The sequence below is a fragment of the Micromonospora costi genome (assembly GCF_003626655.1).
Taxonomy (GTDB): Bacteria; Actinomycetota; Actinomycetes; order Mycobacteriales; family Micromonosporaceae; genus Micromonospora; species Micromonospora costi.
Genome location: NZ_RBAN01000003.1, coordinates 571,431 through 593,826, shown reverse-complemented (window position 1 = coordinate 593,826; position 22,396 = coordinate 571,431). Strand labels below are relative to the sequence as shown.

The 22,396-nt window shown below is 71.6% G+C and carries 22 protein-coding genes; 19 read left to right on the top strand and 3 right to left on the bottom strand.

All coding sequences use genetic code 11. The annotated features are described in order from the left end of the window. The 15 genes from rpsE to truA all read left to right on the top strand — a co-directional run bounded on the left by rpsE (position 1) and on the right by truA (position 10,224). Positions 1–615: a 30S ribosomal protein S5 gene (gene rpsE / locus D7193_RS19305; protein WP_120780907.1), complete on the top strand. Its 615-nt coding sequence runs from the start codon at positions 1–3 to the stop codon at positions 613–615. Then, positions 615–797 carry a 50S ribosomal protein L30 gene (gene rpmD / locus D7193_RS19300; protein WP_120330645.1) on the top strand — a complete coding sequence of 61 codons (183 nt, stop codon included), beginning with the start codon at positions 615–617 and terminating at the stop codon, positions 795–797. Before rpsE ends, rpmD begins: the two co-directional genes overlap by 1 nt. Continuing rightward, entirely contained in the window at positions 797–1,240 is a 444-nt protein-coding gene (rplO, locus tag D7193_RS19295) for a 50S ribosomal protein L15 (RefSeq protein ID WP_120780906.1), read from the top strand. The genes rpmD and rplO overlap by 1 nt, the downstream gene beginning before the upstream one ends. A 233-nt stretch (positions 1,241–1,473) precedes the next feature. Next, the gene (secY, locus tag D7193_RS19290; protein WP_120780905.1) at positions 1,474–2,802 is read left to right on the top strand and encodes a preprotein translocase subunit SecY; all 1,329 of its coding nucleotides are present in this window, start codon (positions 1,474–1,476) and stop codon (positions 2,800–2,802) included. Then, complete coding sequence (locus D7193_RS19285) at positions 2,803–3,456, top strand: adenylate kinase (protein WP_120780904.1); 654 nt, start codon at positions 2,803–2,805, stop codon at positions 3,454–3,456. Positions 3,457–3,545: 89 nt separating this feature from the next. Beyond that, entirely contained in the window at positions 3,546–4,397 is an 852-nt protein-coding gene (gene map, locus D7193_RS19280; protein WP_120780903.1) for a type I methionyl aminopeptidase, read from the top strand. 198 nt (positions 4,398–4,595) lie between these two features. After that, positions 4,596–5,114: a DUF1707 SHOCT-like domain-containing protein gene (locus D7193_RS19275; protein ID WP_241563198.1), complete on the top strand. Its 519-nt coding sequence runs from the start codon at positions 4,596–4,598 to the stop codon at positions 5,112–5,114. Positions 5,115–5,358: 244 nt separating this feature from the next. Continuing rightward, a complete protein-coding gene (gene infA, locus D7193_RS19270; protein ID WP_007073013.1) occupies positions 5,359–5,580 on the top strand; it encodes a translation initiation factor IF-1 in 222 nt (73 codons plus the stop codon). 93 nt (positions 5,581–5,673) lie between these two features. Next, on the top strand, positions 5,674–5,787 hold the full coding sequence (gene rpmJ, locus D7193_RS19265; RefSeq protein WP_043965539.1) for a 50S ribosomal protein L36: 114 nt from the start codon (positions 5,674–5,676) through the stop codon (positions 5,785–5,787). 266 nt (positions 5,788–6,053) lie between these two features. Continuing rightward, positions 6,054–6,434: a 30S ribosomal protein S13 gene (gene rpsM, locus D7193_RS19260; protein ID WP_120780902.1), complete on the top strand. Its 381-nt coding sequence runs from the start codon at positions 6,054–6,056 to the stop codon at positions 6,432–6,434. Between the two features lie 119 nt (positions 6,435–6,553). Beyond that, the gene (gene rpsK / locus D7193_RS19255) at positions 6,554–6,961 is read left to right on the top strand and encodes a 30S ribosomal protein S11 (RefSeq protein WP_007073011.1); all 408 of its coding nucleotides are present in this window, start codon (positions 6,554–6,556) and stop codon (positions 6,959–6,961) included. Between the two features lie 13 nt (positions 6,962–6,974). After that, positions 6,975–7,601 (top strand): 30S ribosomal protein S4, encoded by a 627-nt coding sequence (gene rpsD / locus D7193_RS19250; protein WP_120780901.1) that lies wholly within the window; start codon positions 6,975–6,977, stop codon positions 7,599–7,601. A gap of 98 nt (positions 7,602–7,699) precedes the next feature. Next, positions 7,700–8,722: a DNA-directed RNA polymerase subunit alpha gene (locus D7193_RS19245; RefSeq protein ID WP_111134433.1), complete on the top strand. Its 1,023-nt coding sequence runs from the start codon at positions 7,700–7,702 to the stop codon at positions 8,720–8,722. Between the two features lie 34 nt (positions 8,723–8,756). Beyond that, positions 8,757–9,326 carry a 50S ribosomal protein L17 gene (rplQ, locus tag D7193_RS19240; RefSeq protein WP_120780900.1) on the top strand — a complete coding sequence of 190 codons (570 nt, stop codon included), beginning with the start codon at positions 8,757–8,759 and terminating at the stop codon, positions 9,324–9,326. Positions 9,327–9,393: 67 nt separating this feature from the next. Next, on the top strand, positions 9,394–10,224 hold the full coding sequence (gene truA, locus D7193_RS19235) for a tRNA pseudouridine(38-40) synthase TruA (protein WP_120781371.1): 831 nt from the start codon (positions 9,394–9,396) through the stop codon (positions 10,222–10,224). 91 nt (positions 10,225–10,315) lie between these two features. Here the strand turns inward: truA and D7193_RS19230 are convergent, their stop codons facing one another. Continuing rightward, positions 10,316–11,449: a hypothetical protein gene (locus D7193_RS19230; RefSeq protein WP_174242668.1), complete on the bottom strand. Its 1,134-nt coding sequence runs from the start codon at positions 11,447–11,449 to the stop codon at positions 10,316–10,318. Positions 11,450–11,582: 133 nt separating this feature from the next. Between D7193_RS19230 and D7193_RS19225 the strand changes: the two genes are divergently transcribed. From D7193_RS19225 to D7193_RS19210, 4 genes are all read left to right on the top strand, one after another. Continuing rightward, entirely contained in the window at positions 11,583–12,188 is a 606-nt protein-coding gene (locus D7193_RS19225; RefSeq protein WP_120780899.1) for a class I SAM-dependent methyltransferase, read from the top strand. A 41-nt stretch (positions 12,189–12,229) separates the two neighbouring features. Next, positions 12,230–13,909: an ABC-F family ATP-binding cassette domain-containing protein gene (locus D7193_RS19220; RefSeq protein WP_120780898.1), complete on the top strand. Its 1,680-nt coding sequence runs from the start codon at positions 12,230–12,232 to the stop codon at positions 13,907–13,909. Continuing rightward, positions 13,906–14,703, top strand: a complete 798-nt coding sequence (locus D7193_RS19215; RefSeq protein WP_120780897.1) for a nucleotidyltransferase family protein — start codon at positions 13,906–13,908, stop codon at positions 14,701–14,703. Before D7193_RS19220 ends, D7193_RS19215 begins: the two co-directional genes overlap by 4 nt. A gap of 78 nt (positions 14,704–14,781) precedes the next feature. Next, on the top strand, positions 14,782–15,726 hold the full coding sequence (locus D7193_RS19210; protein ID WP_120780896.1) for an aldo/keto reductase: 945 nt from the start codon (positions 14,782–14,784) through the stop codon (positions 15,724–15,726). A 65-nt stretch (positions 15,727–15,791) separates the two neighbouring features. Here D7193_RS19210 and D7193_RS19205 read toward each other — a convergent pair whose 3' ends face one another. Both D7193_RS19205 and D7193_RS19200 read right to left on the bottom strand, forming a co-directional pair. After that, complete coding sequence (locus tag D7193_RS19205; RefSeq protein ID WP_120780895.1) at positions 15,792–16,337, bottom strand: hypothetical protein; 546 nt, start codon at positions 16,335–16,337, stop codon at positions 15,792–15,794. A gap of 75 nt (positions 16,338–16,412) precedes the next feature. After that, on the bottom strand, positions 16,413–22,259 hold the full coding sequence (locus D7193_RS19200) for a ThuA domain-containing protein (protein WP_120780894.1): 5,847 nt from the start codon (positions 22,257–22,259) through the stop codon (positions 16,413–16,415). Positions 22,260–22,396: the final 137 nt, after the last annotated feature.

Here is a 22,396-nt window from a genome sequence, read left to right as displayed (position 1 = left end):
ATGCCAGGTCAACAGCGCCGTGGCGGCGGGTCCGGTGGCAACGAGGGTGGTCGCCGCGACAACCGCCGTGAGGGCGGCCGCGGAAACGCGCCCGTCGAGAAGACCCCGCACCTTGAGCGGGTCGTCGCGATCAACCGCGTCGCCAAGGTCGTGAAGGGTGGTCGTCGCTTCAGCTTCACCGCCCTGGTGATCGTGGGCGACGGCGACGGCACGGTCGGCGTGGGCTACGGAAAGGCCAAGGAGGTGCCCGCGGCGATCGCCAAGGGCGTCGAGGAGGCCAAGAAGCACTTCTTCAAGGTGCCGCGGATCGGCCAGTCGATCCCGCACCCGGTGCAGGGCGAGGACGCCGCCGGCGTGGTGCTGCTCAAGCCGGCCTCGGCCGGTACGGGTGTCATCGCCGGTGGGCCGGTGCGTGCCGTGCTGGAGTGCGCGGGCATCCACGACGTGCTCTCCAAGAGCCTCGGCTCGTCGAACCCGATCAACATCGTGCACGCCACCGTCGCGGCGCTGAAGGCGCTGGAGTCGCCGGAGGCCGTGGCCGCCCGGCGTGGTCTGCCGGTGGAGGACGTCGCGCCGGCCGCCATGCTGGCGTCGCGGGCGGGGGTGGCGTCCTGATGGCACGCCTGAAGGTCACCCAGGTCCGGTCCGAGATCGGTACCAAGCAGAACCAGCGTGACTCGCTGCGGTCGCTCGGTCTCAAGCGGATCAACGACGTGGTGGTCAAGGAGGACCGGCCCGAGATCCGGGGCATGATCTTCACTGTGAGCCACCTCGTGAAGGTCGAGGAGGTCGAGTAATGACGATCAAGGTCCACCACCTGCGCCCGGCGCCGGGGGCCAAGACCGCCAAGACCCGCGTGGGTCGCGGTGAGGGCTCCAAGGGCAAGACCGCCGGCCGCGGTACCAAGGGTTCGAAGGCCCGGAAGAACATCTCGGCGGCGTTCGAGGGTGGGCAGATGCCCATCCACATGCGCCTGCCGAAGCTGAAGGGCTTCAAGAACAAGTTCAAGGTGACGTTCCAGGTGGTCAACCTGGACCGGCTCGCCGAGCTGTTCCCGAACGGCGGTCAGGTCGGCCCGCAGGAGCTGGTCGACGCGGGCGCGGTCCGCAAGGGCCAGCCGGTGAAGGTCCTCGGTACCGGGGAACTCGGTGGGGTGAACCTCCAGGTGTCGGCGCACGCGTTCAGCGCGTCGGCCAAGGAGAAGATCACCGCCGCCGGCGGCTCGGTCACCGAGCTGTAAGGCGTTCGAGCCACGGCGCCCGTCCAGTTGTGACCAACTGGACGGGCGCCGTGTCTACCTGGGACATGTGCGCCAAGTAACATCGGAAGCGGTTTATGTAGCCGGGGACATCTGCCCGGACAGGGATTGGGCTGTTAGAGTCCCTTCCCAGCCATGGATATCGGGCGCTCGCCCGGCACCCACCCCGATCCGCCAGGGACAACCGGCGGCCCGCCTCGCGCAGGAGGAAGAAGTTGCTGTCCGCCTTTCTCAGTGCGTTCCGTACGCCTGACCTGCGCAAGAAGCTGCTGTTCACAGTCGGCATCATCGCGATCTACCGGCTCGGCGCCACGCTGCCCAGCCCGGGCGTCTCGTACGGCAACGTGCAGAAGTGCCTCGACACCCTCCAGGGTGACACGACCGGGGTGCTGAACCTGCTCAACCTGTTCTCCGGCGGGGCGCTGCTGCAGCTCTCGGTCTTCGCGCTGGGCATCATGCCCTACATCACCGCGTCGATCATCCTGCAGCTGCTGACCGTCGTGATCCCGCGGCTGGAGCAGCTCCGCAAGGAGGGCCAGGCCGGCCAGGCGAAGATCACCCAGTACACCCGCTACCTGACGCTCGGCCTCGGCATCCTCCAGGCCTCGGCGTTCGTGGCGCTGGCCCGCTCCGGGCAGCTCTTCCAGAACCGCTGCGACCAGTTCCCGATCATCCCCGAGGGCACCGGCATCCCGGACTGGCTGACGCTGGGCATCCTCGTGATGACGATGACCGCCGGCACCGGCGTGGTCATGTGGCTCGGCGAGCTGATCACCGACCGCGGCGTCGGCAACGGCATGTCCGTCCTGATCTTCACCTCGATCGCCGCCCGCCTCCCCGGTGAGGGCTGGTCGATCAAGAACAGCCAGGGCTGGTGGAAGTTCTTCCTCGTCATCGCCCTGGTCCTGGTGGTCATCACCGCGGTCACGTTCATCGAGCAGGCGCAGCGCCGGATCCCGGTGCAGTACGCCAAGCGGATGATCGGCCGGCGGATGTACGGCGGCACCTCGACCTACATCCCGCTGAAGGTCAACCAGGCGGGTGTCATCCCGGTCATCTTCGGCTCGTCGCTGCTCTACCTGCCGCAGCTCGCCCTGCAGTTCTTCGACCAGACGAACCCGGGCAAGACCCAGGCGTGGATCCAGAACAACCTGGTGGCGCCCGACAGCCCGATCTACATCTCGGTCTACTTCCTGCTGATCATCTTCTTCACGTACTTCTACGTCTCGATCACGTTCAACCCGACCGAGGTCGCGGACAACATGAAGAAGTACGGCGGGTTCGTGCCGGGCATCCGGCCGGGCAAGCCGACGGCGGACTATCTGGACTTCATCCTGAGCCGGATCACCCTGCCGGGCGCGCTCTACCTGGGCATCGTGTCGATCCTGCCGAACTTCTTCTTCATCTGGCTGGACAACCAGCAGTACCAGAACTTCCCGTTCGGCGGCACCGCTGTGCTGATCATGGTCGGCGTCGGTCTGGAGACCGTGAAGCAGATCGAGAGCCAACTGATGCAGCGGAACTACGAAGGGTTCCTGCGGTAGATGAGACTCGTTCTGGTTGGCCCGCCGGGGGCGGGTAAGGGCACGCAGGCCGAGTTCATCGCCGCGCACCTCGCGGTGCCGAAGATCTCGACCGGTGACATCTTCCGGTCGAACGTCTCGCAGGGCACCCCGCTGGGCGTCGAGGCGAAGCGGTACATGGACGCCGGTGAGCTCGTGCCCGACGAGGTCACCATCAACATGGTGCGGGACCGGCTCGCCGAGCCCGACGCCAGCGAAGGCTTCCTGCTCGACGGGTTCCCCCGGACCACGCCGCAGGCCGCCGCCCTGGACAAGCTCCTCGCCGACCTCGGCACCGCCCTGGACGTCGTCCTGGAGCTGGTGGTCGACGACGACGAGGTGATCCGGCGGCTCTCCGGCCGGCGTACCTGCCGGGGCTGCGGCAAGATCTGGCACGTCGAGTTCGACGCCACGACGCGGGAGGGCATCTGCGACCGCTGCGGCGCCGAGCTGTTCCAGCGGGACGACGACAAGCCGGAGACGATCGCGACCCGGCTTCGGGAGTACGCCGAGAAGACCGCGCCGCTGGTGGACTACTACGGCGCCCAGGGCAAGCTCGTGGGGATCGACGCGACCGGCCCCGTGGAGGACGTCACCGTCCGGGCCATTGACGCCCTGCGGTCGTACGGCGGCTGAGGTCGCGCCGGCCTCCCGGCGGATAGAGTGCGAACAGCGGGGTACGTTCGGCGTGCCCCGCTGTTTCGGTAAGGAAAGGTAACGGCTTCATGCGTCGTCCCCAGCTGGACATCCAGCTGAAGACCCCTGAGCAGATCGAGAAGATGCGCGCCGCCGGTCTGGTGGTCGCCGACGCGCTGCGCCGGATGCGCGAGGCCGTGGCGCCCGGGGTCACGACGGCCGACCTGGACGCCATCGCCGAGTCGACGATCCGGGCGGCGGGGGCCGTCCCGTCGTTCAAGGGCTACCACGGCTACCCGGCCTCGATCTGCTCGTCGGTCAACGAGCAGGTGGTCCACGCCATCCCGGCGCCCACCCAGGTGCTGCGCGACGGCGACCTGATCTCGATCGACTGCGGGGCCGTGCTCGACGGCTGGCACGGCGACTCGGCGATCACCGTCGGCGTGGGTGACGTCGACCCGGCGCTGCTGACGATGGCCGCCGTGGCGGAGGACGCCATGTGGGCCGGGATCGCCGCGGCGGCGCGCGGGGCGGCCAGCGGCCGGGGACGGCTCACCGACATCTCGCACGCCGTCGAGGACGCGGTCCGCCGCGGCGGCCGGTACGGCATCGTCGACGGGTACGGCGGGCACGGGATCGGCACGGAGATGCACCAGGACCCGCACGTGCTCAACCACGGGCGGCCGGGCAAGGGCCCGCGGCTGGTTCCCGGCATGGCGCTCGCCATCGAGCCGATGATCACCATGGGTTCCCCGCGTACGGCCGAGCTGGCCGACGGCTGGACGGTGGTGACCCGGGACGGGTCGATGGCCGCCCACGTGGAGCACACGATGGCGCTGCTCCCGGACGGCGTGTGGGTGCTCACCGCTGAGGACGGCGGTCGCGCCCGCCTCGGCGACCTGGTGACCGCCCGCCAGCCGGCCGACACCCCCACCCCCTGACCCACCCCACCCCACCCCACCCCACCCCACCCCTCCCTCCCCGGGGCTCCGCCCCGGGCTCGCTCCGGTGATCAAGAGGTTCGCGTCAGGATCCGGCCCCGGGATGACGCAAAGCTCTTGATCACCCACGCCAGGGGGGCGGCGGGGGCGGGGCTGTGGGGGGTCTGGGACTGGTGGGATGGTGGCATCCTTGCGGTCATGGACGGGCGGGACGGGATGCGGGCGGCCGACGCCGACCGTCAGGCGGTCGCGGACCGGTTGCGGGCGGCGCTCGACGAGGGTCGGCTGAACCTGCACGAGTACGACGAGCGGTTGCAGCAGGCGTACGCGGCCCGGACGTACGCCGACCTGGACGCCCTGCTCACCGACCTGCCGGCGCCCGCGGCCCCGGCCGCGTCGGCGGTCACGGTGCCGCCGCCCGCGGCCCCGGCAACCGTCGGGCGGCCCGCCGCCCGGCCGGCGACCCGGCGCTGGCTCGCCGACGCCTGGCTGCCGTACCTCCGGGTGGTGCCGATCGTGGTGGGGATCTGGGCGATCAGCTCCCTGTACGCGGGCGAGCTGCTCTACTTCTGGCCCGGCTGGGTGGCTGGGCCGTGGGGCGCGGTCCTGCTGGCCCGGACGGTGACCGGCCTCGCTGGCGGCGAGCCGTCGGGGTGGACCGCCGAGCGGCACGAGCGCCGGCGCCGACGTCGGGAGCGGCGGTACCGCGGTCGTTGACGGGGACGCGCCGGATCCGGCCGGATTTCCTCCGTACGCGGAATCCCCTGGTGGCCGGTTTGGCGGCGGCGCGTGTGCGGGCGTACACTTTCTGATCGGCGCACAGCGTCCACTCCGGCATGCCCATCCGCGCTTCGATGGGGCTGGAGCCGCGGCTGGCGCGGGCTACCTGATCTCGATCAGTTCACCCCGTGTAAGACGTTGTGGGCCGTCCGGAGCAACCGACGTCAGGACAGCGGAGGACATGCCGAAAAAAGACGGAGCCATCGAGATCGAAGGTCGGGTCATCGAGCCCCTGCCGAACGCCATGTTCCGGGTGGAGCTCGCGAACGGCCACAAGGTGCTGGCTCACATCAGCGGCAAGATGCGGCAGCACTACATCCGCATCCTGCCGGAGGATCGGGTCGTCGTCGAGCTCTCGCCGTACGACCTGACCCGCGGGCGCATCGTCTACCGCTACAAGTAGTCCTGACGACGGCCGGGACGTCCCCGTGTCCGTCTTCGACGTCCGAGGTCGCGCCTGGCGCGTCACCGGGCCCTGATGGGAAGTAAGGCAACCGTGAAGGTCAAGCCGAGCGTCAAGAGGATCTGCAACAAGTGCCGGGTGATCCGCCGGCACGGCCGGGTCATGGTCATCTGCAGCGACCCGCGCCACAAGCAGCGCCAGGGCTGAGCCCTCGCCGGGCCGCGTGAGCGGTCGGTGAGGTCCCTCCCGGGCGGCAGATCCGGACAACACACACACCACATGCTCGTCCCAGCCGCGAGCGGTACGCATCAGACGTACTCCTTCGTGGCCGACCCCCGGTCGGAGGCCGGGGCCCGCTCGGGCAGCGGCCGTCTCCCGGTCGCCGGCGCTGATGGCGCCGGAAACAGGAGAGGGTCGGAGCGGGGTGGGACGGGTGCAGACCTCCGTCAACACCACGAGGAGCACGCCCGCACATGGCACGTCTAGTCGGCGTCGACCTCCCCCGCGAGAAGCGGATGGAGATCGCGCTCACCTACATCTTCGGCGTGGGTCGTACCCGCGCTCTGGAGACGCTCGCCGCCACCGGTATCTCGCCGGACAAGCGCGCCCGGGACCTCACGGACGAGGAGCTCGTGCAGCTCCGGGACCACATCGAGGCCAACTACAAGGTTGAAGGCGACCTGCGCCGCGAGGTCGCCGCGGACATCCGCCGCAAGGTCGAGATCGGCTCCTACGCCGGTATCCGGCACCGCCGGGGCCTGCCCGTGCGTGGCCAGCGGACGCGTACCAACGCCCGCACCCGCAAGGGCCCGAAGCGGACCGTCGCCGGCAAGAAGAAGCCCGGCAAGAAGTAGTTCCCCACGGGAGGGCCGGTCCGCCACCGTCGAGCTGAGGCGGACCCCGACCCGGGTCGACGCCCGCGGACGGGGGACCGGCACCCGATCGAGAACCGAAACAGGAGCGCACAAGACTTATGCCACCGAAGGCTCGTGCCGGAGCCGCAGTCAAGAAGGTCCGGCGCAAGGAACGCAAGAACGTCGCCCACGGGCAGGCGCACATCAAGAGCACCTTCAACAACACCATCGTGTCCATCACGGACCCGACCGGTGCGGTCATCTCCTGGGCCTCCGCGGGCCAGGTGGGCTTCAAGGGCTCGCGCAAGTCGACCCCGTTCGCCGCGCAGCTGGCCGCCGAGGCCGCCGCGCGCCGGGCGATGGAGCACGGCATGCGCAAGGTCGACGTCTTCGTCAAGGGCCCCGGCTCCGGCCGGGAGACCGCCATCCGTTCGCTGCAGGCCGTCGGCCTGGAGGTCGGTCAGATCTCCGACGTCACCCCGCAGCCGCACAACGGATGCCGTCCGCCGAAGCGTCGCCGGGTCTGAGAGGTAGAGAGAGATGGCTCGTTACACCGGTGCTGACTGCCGCCGTTGCCGGCGGGAGAAGATGAAGCTGTTCCTCAAGGGCAGCAAGTGCGATGGCCCGAAGTGCCCGTTCGAGTCCCGGCCGTTCCCGCCCGGGCAGCACGGCCGCGGCCGCACGAAGGAGACGGAGTACCTGCTCCAGCTCCGCGAGAAGCAGAAGGCCCGCCGCGTCTACGGCGTGCTGGAGAAGCAGTTCCGCGGTTACTACGAGGAGGCCGTGGCCAAGCAGGCGAAGACCGGTGAGGTCCTCCTGCAGATCCTCGAGTCGCGGCTGGACAACGTGGTCTACCGGGCCGGCTACGCCAAGTCCCGTGACATGGCGCGCCAGCTGGTCAAGCACGGTCACTTCACGGTGAACGGCAAGAAGGTCGACATCCCGTCGTTCCGCGTCAAGGAGCACGACATCATCGAGGTTCGGGGCAAGAGCAAGGAGCTCACTCCGTTCCTGGTGGCCCAGGCCGAGGCCGGCTCGCGGAGCGTCCCGGCGTGGCTGGAGGCCATCCCGAGCCAGATGAAGATCCTCGTGCACACGCTCCCGAGCCGGCAGGTCATCGACACCCAGGTTCAGGAGCAGCTGATCGTCGAGCTCTACTCCAAGTAAGGGCTCGTTGCGGTGGCCCGCCCTCGCGGGGGCGGGCCACCGGAACAGTTTGTGTCGTGGGCGTCATATAGCGGGCGCCCCGGAAGAGAAGAGAAGACATGCTCATCAGCCAGCGACCGACCCTCTCCGAGGAGTCGATCAACGAGACCCGGTCCCGGTTCACCATCGAGCCGCTGGAGCCGGGCTTCGGCTACACCCTCGGCAACTCGCTGCGGCGCACGCTGCTGTCGTCGATCCCGGGTGCGGCCGTGACCTCGATCAAGATCGACGGTGTGCTGCACGAGTTCACCACGATCCCCGGGGTCAAGGAGGACGTGGTCGAGCTCGTCATGAACATCAAGGAGCTGTGCGTCAGCTCCGAGCACGACGAGCCGGTCAGCATGTACCTGCGCAAGCAGGGCCCGGGCGACGTGACCGCCGGGGACATCCAGCCTCCGGCCGGCGTCTCGGTGCACAACCCGGACCTGAAGCTCGCCACCCTCAACGGCAAGGGCCGGCTCGACATGGAGCTGACCGTCGAGCGGGGTCGGGGCTACGTGACGGCGGCGCAGAACAAGCAGGCCGGCGCCGAGATCGGCCGGATCCCGGTCGACTCGATCTACTCGCCGGTGCTGAAGGTCACCTACCGCGTCGAGGCCACCCGTGTCGAGCAGCGGACGGACTTCGACCGGCTGATCATCGACGTCGAGACCAAGCCGTCGATGGGCCCGCGCACCGCGCTGGCCTCCGCCGGTTCGACGCTGGTGGAGCTCTTCGGGCTCGCCCGGGAGCTGGACGAGACCGCCGAGGGCATCGACATCGGGCCGTCCCCGCAGGACGCCCAGCTGGCGGCGGACCTGGCCCTGCCGATCGAGGAGCTGGACCTCACCGTCCGTTCCTACAACTGCCTCAAGCGCGAGGGCATCAACACCGTTGGTGAGCTCATCGGGCGTACCGAGGCCGACCTTCTCGACATCCGGAACTTCGGCCAGAAGTCGATCGACGAGGTCAAGATGAAGCTCGCCGGGATGGGTCTCGGGCTGAAGGACTCGGCCCCGAACTTCGACCCGGCGCACGTCGTGGACGCCTTCGGCGAGGCCGACTACGACACCGATGACTACCGCGAGACCGAGCAGCTCTAGATCGCGCTGCCGCCACATCTGAGGAGCACCGAGAATGCCCACGCCCACCAAGGGTCCCCGCCTCGGCGGCAGCCCCGCGCACGAGCGGCTGATGCTGGCCAACCTGGCCACGTCGCTGTTCCAGCACGGCAAGATCCAGACCACCGAGACGAAGGCCCGGCGGCTGCGTCCGCTCGCGGAGCAGCTGATCACCAAGGCCAAGCGCGGTGACCTGGCCTCCCGGCGTCGGGTGCTCGCCGTCGTCAAGGACAAGGACGTGGTCTTCGCCCTGTTCGACCAGATCGCGCCGCGGTACGCCAACCGCAACGGTGGCTACACCCGGATCGTGAAGACCGGTCCGCGCAAGGGTGACGCCGCGCCGATGGCGATCATCGAGCTGGTCGAGGAGCTGCAGGTCGCCGAGCCGCGGGCGAACAAGAAGACCGCCGCCCGCAAGGCCGCGCAGCAGGACAAGGTCGAGGCGCTCGCGCCCGAGGAGGAGACTCCGCGGACCGGGTCGGCCGACCAGGACAGCGAGCCGCCGGTCTCGGCGTCCGGCGACACCGCCGAGTCGCGCGAGGACAGCGACCTCGCCACCGAGGAGAACAACGAGAACAAGGCCTGATCACAGGCTTGGCCGGGCCCGGCACCCCTCGTGGGTGCCGGGCCCGATCCGTGAACGGGAGGTACGGGTGGACGAGCTGACCCGGCTGCGGCTGGACGTGTCGTACGACGGGACCGCCTTCTCCGGCTGGGCCGTCCAGCCGGACCGCCGTACGGTCGCCGGCGTGCTCGTCGAGGCGCTCGACCTCCTGCTGGGCGCCGGGACCGCGACGGGGCTGACCGTCGCCGGTCGTACGGACGCCGGTGTGCACGCCACCGGGCAGGTGTGCCACGTCGACCTGCCGCTGGCGGTGTGGCGCGACCGGGAGGGCGCCCTGCTGCGCCGGCTGGCCCGGCTGCTCCCCGGTGACGTGCGCGTGCGGGCGATCAGTGAGGTGCCGCCGGAGTTCGACGCCCGCTTCTCGGCGACGTTCCGCCGCTACGAGTACCGGGTGACCGACGCCCCGTACGGCGCCGAGCCGCTGCGCCGGCACGAGATCCTGGCCTGGCCGCGACCGCTCGATGTGGACGCGCTCAACGCGGCCGCCGCCGGCCTGGTGGGGGAGCACGACTTCGCGGCGTACTGCCGGCGCAAGGAGAACGCCACCACCCTGCGCGAGGTGACCCGGCTGGACTGGCGGCGTGACCCGGACGGCGTGCTGGTCGCCACCGTCCAGGCCGACGCGTTCTGCCAGGCGATGGTGCGCAGCCTCGTCGGCGCCATGCTGGCGGCGGGGGAGGGCCGGCGTCCGGTCGACTGGCCGGCCGGTCTGCTGAGTCGCCGGGAGCGGTCCGGCGACGTGAGCGTGGCGCCCGCGCACGGGTTGACGCTGGTGGCGGTCGGCTACCCGGACGACCCGGCGGAGTACGCCCGCCGCGCCGACCAGACGCGCCGCCTGCGACTCCCCACGGAAGCCTGACCACCCCCGCGATCTTGCACTTCCTGCCCCGGCAAAAGCCGTGAAACGCCGCAAACCAAGGGCACAAAGTGCAAGATCGCGGGGGTTTGGGTCAGTCTCCGGGGAGTTCGGAGTCCTGGGTTCCCGTTGTCGCCGACGGGCCGGCCGTGGGCTGGCTCGCGGTGCCTCCGGCGGCGCGCCGTTCGAGCACGCCGCGGTTCAGGTGCAGCTCGATCATGTCGAAGAGGATCTCGCGTACCGCCGGGTCGCCGGACTTGATCGCGTCGCCGTCGGTGCGGACGACCACCGCGTACGCCAGGTAGTGCCCGCGGACCTGCCAGCCCACCCGGGCCGGGGCGTTCGCGATCGCCTCGGTGTTCGCGTCGGCCTCCATCCCCCGGAACCGTCCCTGCCGCTCGTCGAGCAGCTGGCGGATGCGGTCGCGGGCGCGCTCCGCGCTCGCCTTGTCGGTGAGGTTGAACAGGCCGGTGGTGACGAGGTGGGTGCCGTCGGGCGCGCGCAGCGTGGCCCGGACCACCTGGTTGCAGCCGAGCCGGACCAGCAGGTCGGCGATCTCGTCGGTGGCCGCGACCGCGCAGCTGGCGCTCGACTGCGTCTTGAGCACCTGGTACGCCGGCTGGCCGTCGGTCAGCGCCAGTTCCTTGCCGGCGAACAGCTCCTTGGCGCTGAGCGGTGTCTGGTCGGTGTCCCGGGAGTCGAGGTCCTCCGGCTCCGGTTCGGTGGAGGGGTTGGCCCCGGCCTGGAAGCTCGGTGTGACCTGCGGATCGGGGGTGCGATCGGCGAGCAGCGCGGCGGCGCCGAGCCCGCAGAGCGCGAGCAGGACGAGGACGGCCGCTCCGCCGACCAGCACCTGCCACAGCCGGCCTCCACCACGGGCACGGGGGACGGGCGCCGGCTCGGCCTCGACCGGCGGCGGGGCGTGGACCGAGGGCGGCGCCGGTGCGTGGACCGAGGGTGGTGCCGGCGCGTGGACCGGGGGCGGCGGCGGCTCGACGGGGTGCGTCACCGCGTACGCCGCGGACCGCACCGGGGTCTCGGCCGGCACCGGCTCGGGCTCGGGCGCGGGCAGGGCCATCCGCGTCGTACGGGGGAGCGACGGGGTGGGGAAGCGCGACGGGGAGGGCCCGGCCGGCGGTGGCGGACCGGCGCCGAGCGCGGACAGGTCGGACCCGGGCTCCGGGTACTCCACGAAAGCGTCCTCATCGGACTCGTACCGATACACCATGTCGCCCAGAGTAGGAGTTATTATCCCTTTAGGTGGTAATAATGGGAAATCGTGGCGGGGGATGGCCCGGGATGGTGGTCACGCCGCCGGGCCGTCGCCGCCCGGTGGCGCGGCCGGTGCGAGAATTGCCGGCGTGACCGGCGACCACTACTTCACCGCTGAACCCGCGACCGCCGCCCGCCGGCGCGAGGTCGAGTTCACCGTCGCCGGCCGCGACTACACGCTCGCCTCGGCGAGCGGGGTCTTCTCCGCCGACCGGCTCGACCCGGGCACCGCCGTGCTGCTGCGCAAGGCCGAACTGCCCACCGCCGGCACCACGGGCGACCTGCTCGACCTCGGCTGCGGCTTCGGGCCGATCAGTTGCGTGCTGGCCACCAGCGCGCCCTCGGCCACCGTCTGGTCCGTCGACGTCAACGAACGGGCCCGCGAGCTCACCGCCGCCAACGCCCACCGCGTCGGCGCCGGCGAGCGGGTGCGCGTGCACGCCCCCGACGACGTGCCGGCGGACGTCCGCTTCGCCCAGATCTGGTCCAACCCGCCCATCCGCATCGGCAAGGAAGAGCTGCACGAGCTGCTGGGCCGCTGGCTGCCCCGGCTCGCCCCGGAGGGCGTCGCCTGGCTGGTGGTGGCACGCCACCTCGGCGGCGACTCGCTGCACCGCTGGCTCGTCGATCAGGGCTGGCAGGTTGAGCGGCACGCCAGCCAGAAGGGCTACCGGGTGCTGCGCGTCGGCCGGTAAATGGATGTACCGGCCGGCGGGGGCTGAGGCAGGATCCCCGCGTGGGTTACGTGGACGTGGCGGCGGTCGGGCACATCCTGCCCGACGGCCGCGAGCTCTTCTCCGACGTGTCGTTCCGGGTGGGCGAGGGCGCCAAGGTGGCGCTGGTCGGCCCGAACGGCGCCGGCAAGACCACGCTGCTCCGGATGGTTGCCGGCGACCTGCCGGTGAAGACGGGCGCCGTCGCGCGCACCGGCGGGCTCGGCGTCATGCGGCAGTTCATCGGCATGATCGGTGACGAGTCGACGCTCGCCGACCTGGCGCTCTCGCTCGCCCCGCCCGCGCTGCGCGCGGCCGGCCACCGCCTCGCCGAGACCGAGGCGGCCATGCGGGAGGCCGAGGTGCGCGGCAAGTACAGCACCGCCGCCGGCAAGGCGCAGCTGGCGTACGCGGACGCGCTCGCGGCCTGGGGCGAGGTCGGCGGGTACGACGCCGAGGTGCTCTTCGACACGGTCGCCACCATCGTGCTCGACCTGCCCTGGGAGACCGCTCGGGACCGTCCCGTCCGGACCCTCTCCGGCGGGCAGCAGAAGCGCTTCGCGCTGGAACTGCTGCTGCGCGGGCCGGACGAGGTGCTGCTCCTCGACGAGCCGGACAACTTCCTCGACGTGCCGGGCAAGCGGTGGCTGGAGGGCCGGCTCCGCGAGTCCGCGAAGTCCGTGCTCTACGTCTCGCACGACCGGGAACTGCTGGCGCGTACGGCCGACCGGGTGGTGGCCGTCGAGGGCGGCAGCGCCTGGGTGCACCCGGGCGGCTTCGCGAGCTGGCACGAGGCGCGGGTGGCCCGGCACGCCCGCCTCGACGAGCTGCGCCGGCGGTGGGACGAGGAGCACCAGAAGCTGCGCGAGCTGATGCTGATGTACAAGCAGAAGGCCGCGTACAACGACGGGATGGCCTCGCGCTACCAGGCCGCCCAGACGCGGCTGCGCAAGTTCGAGGAGGCCGGGCCGCCGCCCGTACCGCCGAAGGACCAGGACATCCGGATGCGGCTGACCGGCGGACGGACCGGCAAGCGCGCCATCGTGTGCGACCAGCTGGAGCTCGACGGCCTCACGTACCCCTTCGACCTGGAGATCTGGTACGGCGACCGCGTCGCGGTGCTCGGCGCGAACGGCACCGGCAAGTCGCACTTCCTGCGGCTGCTGGCGCGCGGCGGCACCGACCCCGATCCGGCGAACGGCCCGGTGGACGCCGGTCTCACGCTCGCGCCGGTGGCGCACGACGGGACGGCGCGGCTCGGCGCCCGCGTCCGCCCGGGGCACTTCTCGCAGACGCACGACCGGCCCGAGCTGATGGAGAAGACCCTCGTCGAAATCCTGTGGCGGGGCGACGAGCACCGGGCGGGAATGGACCGGCACGCCGCCATGGCGGCGCTGTCCCGGTACGAGCTGGCGGGGCAGGGCGACCAGCGGTTCGGCACCCTCTCCGGCGGGCAGCAGGCCCGGTTCCTCGTGCTGCTGCTGGAACTCTCCGGCGCGACCCTGCTGCTGCTCGACGAACCCACCGACAACCTCGACCTGGCCAGCGCGGAAGCCCTGGAGGCCGGCCTCAACGCGTTCGAGGGGACGGTGCTCGCGGTTACCCACGACCGGTGGTTCACCCGGACCTTCGACCGGTTCGTGCTGTTCCGCGGCGACGGTGAGGTGGTGGAGACACCCGAGCCCGTGTGGGACGTGGCGTGAACGTCGCGGAGCTGGCCGGGCGGCTCTGCGCCGTGCGGGGCGTGGTGGCCGTCGCCCTCGGCGGCAGCCGGGCCCGTGGCGAGCACCGGCCGGACTCCGACTGGGACCTCGGCCTGTACTACCGCGGTGAACTGGACGTCCCCGCGCTGGAGGCGGTCGCCGCGTCCGTCTCCGACGGCCGGGTCGCGCTGACCGCACCCGGCGGCTGGGGGCCGTGGGTGGACGGTGGCGGGTGGCTGCGCGTCGGCGGAACGGCCGTCGACTGGATCTACCGCGACTTGGACCGGGTGCACCGGGTCTGGGCGGAGTGCCGGGCCGGCCGGTACGAGGTGGGTGTCCAGGCCGGCCATCCGCTCGGCTTCTACTCCCACGCGTACGCCGGCGAGGTGGCGCTCTGCCGCGTGCTCGCGGACCCGACCGGTGAGCTGACCGCGTTGCGGGAGGAGACCACCCGGTACCCGCCCGCGCTCGCGGAGGCTCTGGTACGGGCCGGCTGGGAGGCCGGGTTCCTGCTCTCCGGCGCCGCGAAGGCCGTCCCGGCCGGTGACAGCGCGTACGTGGCCGGCTGCCTGTTCCGCGTGGTCGGGGTGCTCGTCCACGCCCTGCACGGCCGGGCCGGGCGGTGGCTCGTGAACGAGAAGGGCATGATCACCTCGGCCGGGCGGCTGCCGGGTGCGCCACCGGACTTCACCGACCGGGCGCAGGCGCTGCTCGGCGGCGTCGGGCGCTCCCCGGAGGATCTGGCCGCCACGCTGGCCGCCGCCGAGCGGCTCCGGGCCGACGTGCTCGGCTGAGTTCCGGGTCACCGGCGGTTGGTCGGGTGCCAGCGGTGCGGCCCCCGGCACGGGCATAGGGTTGATCTCGTGACTGAGATGACCTACCGCCGGCTGGGCGACTCCGGACTCGTGGTGTCCGTGGTCGGCATCGGCTGCAACAACTTCGGCCGCCAGATCGGCCTCGACGGCACGCGCGAGGTGGTCGACGCCGCGCTGGACGCCGGGATCAACTTCTTCGACACGGCGGACATCTACGGCGAGCCGCAGGGCAGCTCCGAGGAACTGCTCGGGCAGGCGCTCAAGGGCCGCCGGGACGACGTGGTGGTGGCCACCAAGTTCGGTATGGACATGAACGGCCTCAACGGCCCCGACTTCGGCGCGCGCGGCGCCCGGCGCTACATCGCCCGGGCGGTCGAGGCTTCGCTGCGTCGGCTCGGCACCGACCACATCGACCTGTACCAGATGCACGAGCCCGACCCGGGCACGCCGATCGACGAGACCCTCGCCGCGCTGGACGACCTGGTCCGCGACGGCAAGGTGCGGTACCTCGGCAACTCGAACTTCGCCGGCTGGCAGATCGCCGACGCCGACTGGGTCGCGTCGTCCAACGGCCGGACCCGGTTCATCAGCGCGCAGAACCACTACAGCCTGCTGGAGCGCTCGGTCGAGACCGAGGTGGTCCCCGCGTGCGAGCGCTTCGGCCTCGGGCTGCTGCCGTTCTTCCCGCTGGCCAACGGCCTGCTCACCGGCAAGTACCGCCGGAACGAGGCGCCGCCCGCGGGCAGCCGCCTGGCCGGCGGTGGCCGGTACGCGGCCCGTCTCGCGGCGGCCGACTGGGACACCATCGAGGCCATCGGCCGGTACGCCGACGAGCGCGGCCTCAGCATGCTCCAGGTGGCCATCGGCGGCCTGGCCGCCCAGCCCGCGGTGACCTCGGTGATCGCCGGGGCCACCACCGCCCAGCAGGTGCTCGCCAACGCGGCCGCCGGGTCGTGGCAGCCCACGGACGAGGACCTGGACGCGCTGCGCGCCGTCCTCTGACCCGCGACGAGACCGCCGCCCGGGAGCCGAGCTCCGGGGCGGCGGTCCGTCGTCGTGGCCCGGCCTCAGCCCGCCTCGGGCCGGCGGCGCCGGGTGACCAGCATGGGCACCGCCACCGCCGCGGCGGCGAGCACCAGAACCGCCAGTCCCAGCGGCCACCACCAGGTGCTCCCGCCGTCGCCGTGGGCGGCACGAGGCGCCGGCGCGGTCACCGCCACCGGCGCGGGGACCGGCGGCGACTGGGCGACGCGGGCCTGTACCTGGGCCGAGGCCTCGCCCGCGTGCGGTGCTGGGGCGGTCACCGTCACCCGCCAACGGCCGGGCGAGAGGAGCGGGCCGCTGGCGTAGAAGCCCTGCCCCTCGGCCGCCGGCTCCAGTTGCCGCGGGCCGACCCGCTGCCCGTCGGGACCGGTGGCGGTGAGCGTCAGTCGTACCAGCTTGTCGAGCCGGTGCCCGTCGGCGTACACGGCCTGCACGGTGACGCCGTCGGCGCCGTCGCCGGCCACGGTGAGCTTGAGCTTGCCGGTGTGCGCCGCGGCCGGGACCGCGGCGAGCAGGGTCAGGGCCAGTCCGGCGAGCAGGGCGGTGAGAGCCCTCCAGGTGCGCGTCACGGAACGTCTCCTCACTGCGGATGGCGGGCGGCCCCTCCCCGACGCGGGTGCGCCGGGGAGGGGCCGCCGTCGGGATCAGAGCCGGCGGCCCGGACCGAGCCGGGTGGCGTCGCCTCCCAGCCGTCCGGCGCCGTCGACCGACGCGCCGTCGTTCGCCCGTACGCCGGCCTTGCTGGCCGTGCCGCCGAGCCGGACGATCATGGCGTCCGCGTCGCGGACCAGCACGTCCCGGATCTCCGCCTCGGCCACGAGCGTGGCGTTGGCCGCGAGGTCGCGGAACGCGGTCAGCTGCTTGATCGCCTTGTTGTCGTTGCCGGCGGCCTCGGCCTTGCGGGCGGCGTCGAGCTTGTCCGTCAGCTGCGTGTGCGCCTTGGCCGAGAGCCGACTCGTCGCCTTGAACCGGTCCAGCAGGTTCTGCATGTCCCGGAACGAGGTGGTGACGAAGAACCGGACCGCCGAGGTGGTCTTGTTCCCCGCCTTGTCGGTCGCCGTGACGGTCAGCTCGTGCAGGCCGAGCGGCAGCTCGTACATGGCCTGCAGGGTGCCGCTCGCGTACGGACGGCCGTCCAGGTCGCCCGTCACGCTCGCGATGCCCGAGGTCGGGTCGACCGCCTGCCAGGACACCCGGACGTCCTGGCTGTCACCGTAGAGCTGGCCGTCGGCGATCCCGGAGACCAGCAGCGTCGGCTTCGTGCCGTCGATGCGCAGCACCGCGGACTTGAGGGTCTCCGTGTTGCCCGCGGTGTCGGTGGCCCGGAACAGCAGCTCGTGCTGCCCGTCACCGGTCACCTCGACCGGCCCGGAGTACGCGGTCCAGGCGCCGCCGTCCAGCGACCACTCCACCGACTTCACGCCGGAGCCGGCGTCGGTCGAGGTCAGCACGACCGGGACCGTCCCGGCGTGCCAGCCCTCGTCGTTGGCCGGCGCGAACGTCGCCGAGGTGACCGGCGCCGTGGCGTCGATCTTCACGGTGACGGTCTTCGTGGCCTCCACGTTGCCGGCCCGGTCGGTCGAGCGGAACCGCACCTCGTGCTCACCGTCACCGCTGACCTGCACCGGGCCGGTGTAGTCGGTCCAGGTGCTCGCCCCGTCCAGCTGGTACGCCGTGCCGGCCAGCCCGCTGCCACCCGCCTCGTCGGCGGCCGTCAGCGTGACCGTCGCCGGCCCGGTGTGCCAGCCCTCGGTCGGGGTGCCGGACACCGTGGCCGTCGTCACCGGAGCCGTCTCGTCGGCCGCCTCCCGGGTGAGCCGGAAGTAGTCGAACGAGGCGGTCTTCGACGCGGTCTGGTTGGCGCCCAGGGTGAACAGACCCACCTTCGGGGTGGCCCCGACCGCGCTGTTGGTCAGCGCCGTCAACGCGGTCCAGGTCGTCCCGTCGGCCGAGTACGACGCGGTGAAGGTGTTGCCGCTGCGGGCCAGTCGCAGGTACCAGACCGCCGCGGTCAGGTTCGCGGCCTGGGGCTGCGGGTCCTGGACCGCCCCGCCGATCTCGCTGCGGAACTCGATCCGCCGCGTCACCGGCTGGCCGGGCTGGTTGTCCGCGATGTAGTCGAACTTCAGGTAGTTGTCGTCGTCGGCGTGCACGATCAGGCCGGCCTGCTGGTACTGCTCGTTCAGCAGGCTGCCGTCGACCTTCGTCTCCAGGGTCCAGTCGCCCGACGGCGCGGTCTGGAGGATGAAGTTCGCCGGCCCGGTGTTGCCGGTGCCGTAGATGTCGCCGTTCGGTACGTCGATCCGCAGCGCGCCACCGGTCACCCGGTAGCCCGTCGCGTTCTCCCGCAGGATCGCGTTCCACCGGCACTTGTCGAGCGTGTCGCCGGTGAACTCGTCCGACGGGTCGACCGGCCCGGCCGGCTCGTCCGGCGAGACCTGGAACCAGTCGAACGCCGCCTCCACCACCGGCGCGTCGGTGCCGCCGTTGAGGGCGAAGACCCCGATCCGCGGGTTGGTGATGCCGGCGAGCGCTGCGGCCCGGCCGACCGGGCTGAAGGTCTGCCCGTCGGCCGAGACGGCCGCGGTCAGGTTCGTCCCGTCGCTGGTGACCCGCAGGTACAGGGTGTCACCGGCCGGTGCGGCGACGCTGTCGGCGGCCTCGTTGCGGGGCGCGCCGGCGGTCTCCCGGATGAACTCGACCCGCCGGCTGCCCGAGTAGAGCAGGTCCAGCTTCGCGTAGTTCTCGTCGTCGCCGTACACCAGCAGGCCGGCCTGCTGGTAGTTGGTCGTCACCGGGAGGGTGACCCGGGTGGTCGCCTGCCAGGCACCACTCGGCGCGGGCTGGAGCACCAGGTTGGTGGCGTCGTTGCGCGCGCCGTAGAGGTCGCCGACCGCGGTGGGCAGTCGCAGCGCCCCGCCGGAGACCGAGTAGAGCTGGTTCTCCCGGACCACGCCCCAGCGGGCCTTGTCGAGGCCGCTGCCGGTGAAGTCGTCCGAGCGCGCCCCGAAGCAGGACGTGTTCGGGGCCTCCACGCGGACCGGGACGGTGGCGTAGGACTTCGCGCCCTTGCTGTCGGTCACCGTGAGGGTCGCGGTGAACGTGCCCGGGGCGGTGTACGTGTGGCTGGCGTCCAGGGTGGACGCCGTGCCGCCGTCACCGAAGTCCCAGGCGTACGTCAGCGGGGTGTTCCCCTCGGCGTCGGTGGCCGTGCCGTCGAACGCGACGGTGAGCGGCGCGGTGCCGGCGCTCGGGGTGGCGGTGGCGCTCACCACCGGTGGCGCGTTCTCGGTGACCCCTCGACCGATGAAGTCCATCCAGTTGACGTTCATCAGCGAACCGGCGCCGCCGCCGGGGTCCTTGGCGATGAAGTAGAGCGTCCCCGCGCCCTGGCCGGTGACCGGCGCGGTCACGTCCGTGTACGTCTGCCAGTCACCGGTGCCGGGCACCGTGGCCTGCGCGACCACCGGGCCGTCGACCGCGCCGGCGCGGACGTCGATCCGCCCGCCGTTGACGTCCGAGGCGACCCGGAACCGGATCGACGTGATGTTCGTGAGGTCCGCCGGGGCGAGCGACCACCAGTCGCCGTCCTCGATGAACCCGATGTTCTGGCCGCCACCGGCGGTGTCGCCGGTCGTCTCCCGCTGCACACCCGGGTCCCCGCCGCCGGTGCTGCCCGGCGCCCGGCCGGTGGCGGTGAAGTACTCGGCCTGCTTGCGCTTGGGCTGGAGCTGCTCGATGGCCCGGCCGGTGAGCGCGCCGGCGCCGCCAGCGCCGCCCAGGTCGGTGTAGGTGGCCTCGAAGACGGTGAACACATTCGCCTCGGCGCCGTGCCCGGAGGCGAGCGACGTCTGGACGGTGCCGGTGCAGCCGGTGTGCTGCTCCAGCGGGTGGGCGTGCTCGTCGTGGCCGAGCAGCACCTGGAGCTGGACCCGGTCGCAGTCGATCTCGCCGTCCTCGGGGTCGGTCACCTTCACCGTGTAGCGGACCTGGTCGCCCCAGTCGAAGAAGCCGCCGTCCGGCGGGAACTCGATGGTCACCGTCGGGGCGGTGTTGCCCACCGTGACCGGCACGTTCGCGACCGCGGTGCGGCCCTTCGGGTTGGTGACGGTGAGCTGCGCCGTGTACGTGCCGGCCTCGGCGTAGGTGTGCGTCGGGTTCGCCTCGGTGGAGGTCTGCCCGTCGCCGAAGGCCCAGGCGTACGTGAGCGTGCCGCCGTCCGGGTCCCGGGAGCCGGCGCTGGAGAATGACACGGTCAGCGGTGCCGGCCCGGACGTCGGCTGGCCGCTGGCCACCGCGATCGGGGCCCGGTCACCGGCGATGTAGTCGATCCGGTAGACGCCCGAGTTGTCGTTGTTGCCGCCGAAGCCGCTGCCCCACTCGATGAGGTAGAGTGCGCCGTCCGGGCCGAACTCGAAGTCCATGGGCCGGATCAGGCTCATGCCGGTGAGCAGCTGGTTGATGTCGACCAGCGACTTGCCGTCGCCGGTCACCTGCATCGTGTACATCTTCGACTGGTTCCACTCGCCGAAGAGCGCCTTGCCGTCGTAGTACGCGGGCCACTTCCGCTCGGAGTTCAGGTCGGCGTCGTACCGGTAGACCGGCCCGCCCATCGGCGCGCCGCCACCCCCGATCTCCGGGAAGCGCGGGTTGCCGCCGTAGTCGTAGTCGACGGTGGCCGGGATGGCCGGCGGCAGCTGGGTGAGGCCCGTGTTGTTGGGCGAGTCGTTCACCGGCGCCGCGCAGTCGAACTTCGCGCCGCTCGGGCCGGACGGGAACTGGTAGTCGTTGTAGGCGTAGTTCGCCCCGGTGCAGTACGGCCAGCCGTAGTTGCCGGGGGTGCCCACGATGTTCCACTCGACCGTGCCCTCCGGACCCCGGTTCGGGTTGGGAGCCCCGGCGTCCGGCCCGTAGTCACCGACGTAGAGGGTGTTGGTGGCCGGATCGACGCCGATCCGGAACGGGTTGCGGAAACCCATCGCGTAGATCTCCGGCCGGGTCTTCGCCGTGCCCGGCGCGAACAGGTTTCCGGACGGGATGGTGTACGTCCCGTCGTCCTCCGGGTGGATCCGCAGCACCTTGCCGCGCAGGTCGTTGGTGTTGCCGGAGGTGCGCTGCGCGTCGAAGTCCTGCCGGCCCGGCCGCTCGTCGATCGGGGTGAACGCGTCGGACTCGAACGGGTTGGTGTTGTCACCGGTGGCCAGGTAGAGGTTGCCCGCGCTGTCGAACGTCATGCTGCCGCCCGCATGGCAGCAGGTGTTGCGCTGCGTGTCGACCCGCAGAACCTGCTTCTCGCTGGCCGGATCGATGGTGTCGCCGGTCACCGTGAACCGGGACAGCAGGTTGCGCGCGACGCCGTCGTTCGGGGCGTAGTAGAGGTAGACCCAGTTGTTCGTGGCGAAGTCCGGGTCGAGCCGGATGCCGATGAGCCCGTCCTCGTTGCCGGTGAACACGTCCAGGTCGACGGCGGTGACGGTGCTGCCGGTGTCCGGCTTGACGATCTGCACCCGGCCGTCACGCTCGACGTAGAAGACCCGCCCGTCGGGGGCGACGTCCAGCTCCATGGGGTTGCTGGTGTTGCTGTCCAGCGTCACCTTCTCGAAGCTGGCGGTCTTCGAGGCGCCGCAGTCCGCGTCCGCCACGCCCGCCGCGGTCCGGATGCCGCCGAGCAGGTGGCCCAGGAACTCCGGCTCCGCGTACGACTCCCGGGTGTGGCCGCCGCCCGTGTACCAGGAGCGGCCGCCGTCGAAGTCCTGGCACCAGGCGATCGGGTGGTCGGCGCCCATGGCCCCGGCGCCCGGCGAGTAGCTGGTCTCGTCCAGGCTCGCGAGCACGTGCACGTCGGGGCGCGGGTTGGACTGGTAGTTGTACCACTCGTCGAACCGCGACCACCGGTCCGGAAGCTCGGCGGTGGCCGGGTGCGCGTGGTCCTCCACCTTGACCGTGGCCTGCTGGTTGGCCGGGTGGCCCGCGAAGTACGCGCCGACCAGGTCGCCGTACCAGGCCCAGCTGTACTCGGTGTCGGAGGCGGCGTGGATGCCCACGTAGCCACCGCCGGCCCGGATGTAGCGCTCGAACGCCGCCTGCTGCTCGGCGTCGAGGACGTCTCCGGTGGTGGAGAGCCAGATCACGGCCTGGTACTTCGCGAGGTTCGCGTCGGTGAACGCGCCGCCGTCCTCGGTGGTGTCGACGGTGAAGCCGTTGGCCGCGCCGAGCTGCTGGATCGCGGCGATGCCGGTCGGGATGGAGTCGTGCCGGAACCCGGCGGTCTTCGAGAAGACCAGGACGGAGAACGGGTCGTCGGCGGCGGCGGCCTTCGGCGCCTTCGGTGGCACCTGGCTGACCGGGGTCGCCGCGTACGCGTCCCGGGGCGGGACCTGCGCGGCAGCCGGCGCCGCCTGCGCCGGGAGGCCCCACAGGGTCGTGGCAGCGAGAGCGAGGGAGAGCAGGGTCGCGGTGAGTGGTATACGGGCACGACGAGTACGGGACACGCCGCCTCCTATGTCGCGGTGGACAGGGATCGCGGGGGCCGGCTCGCCGAAGACCGTCCCGGGTGGACTGGTGTGGACATCGGGCCAGGACGTCCACGCCATTGATTATGTCGAATCGCTGAACAAATTAATTCGGG

Coding starts and splice junctions, on each gene's coding strand:
- rpsE (WP_120780907.1), top strand. CDS start 1: ATGCCAGGTCAACAGCGCCGTGGCGGCGGGTCCGGTGGCAACGAGGGT.
- rpmD (WP_120330645.1), top strand. CDS start 615: ATGGCACGCCTGAAGGTCACCCAGGTCCGGTCCGAGATCGGTACCAAG.
- rplO (WP_120780906.1), top strand. CDS start 797: ATGACGATCAAGGTCCACCACCTGCGCCCGGCGCCGGGGGCCAAGACC.
- D7193_RS19285 (WP_120780904.1), top strand. CDS start 2,803: ATGAGACTCGTTCTGGTTGGCCCGCCGGGGGCGGGTAAGGGCACGCAG.
- map (WP_120780903.1), top strand. CDS start 3,546: ATGCGTCGTCCCCAGCTGGACATCCAGCTGAAGACCCCTGAGCAGATC.
- D7193_RS19275 (WP_241563198.1), top strand. CDS start 4,596: ATGGACGGGCGGGACGGGATGCGGGCGGCCGACGCCGACCGTCAGGCG.
- infA (WP_007073013.1), top strand. CDS start 5,359: ATGCCGAAAAAAGACGGAGCCATCGAGATCGAAGGTCGGGTCATCGAG.
- rpsM (WP_120780902.1), top strand. CDS start 6,054: ATGGCACGTCTAGTCGGCGTCGACCTCCCCCGCGAGAAGCGGATGGAG.
- rpsK (WP_007073011.1), top strand. CDS start 6,554: ATGCCACCGAAGGCTCGTGCCGGAGCCGCAGTCAAGAAGGTCCGGCGC.
- rpsD (WP_120780901.1), top strand. CDS start 6,975: ATGGCTCGTTACACCGGTGCTGACTGCCGCCGTTGCCGGCGGGAGAAG.
- D7193_RS19245 (WP_111134433.1), top strand. CDS start 7,700: ATGCTCATCAGCCAGCGACCGACCCTCTCCGAGGAGTCGATCAACGAG.
- rplQ (WP_120780900.1), top strand. CDS start 8,757: ATGCCCACGCCCACCAAGGGTCCCCGCCTCGGCGGCAGCCCCGCGCAC.
- D7193_RS19230 (WP_174242668.1), bottom strand. CDS start 11,449: ATGGTGTATCGGTACGAGTCCGATGAGGACGCTTTCGTGGAGTACCCG.
- D7193_RS19210 (WP_120780896.1), top strand. CDS start 14,782: ATGACCTACCGCCGGCTGGGCGACTCCGGACTCGTGGTGTCCGTGGTC.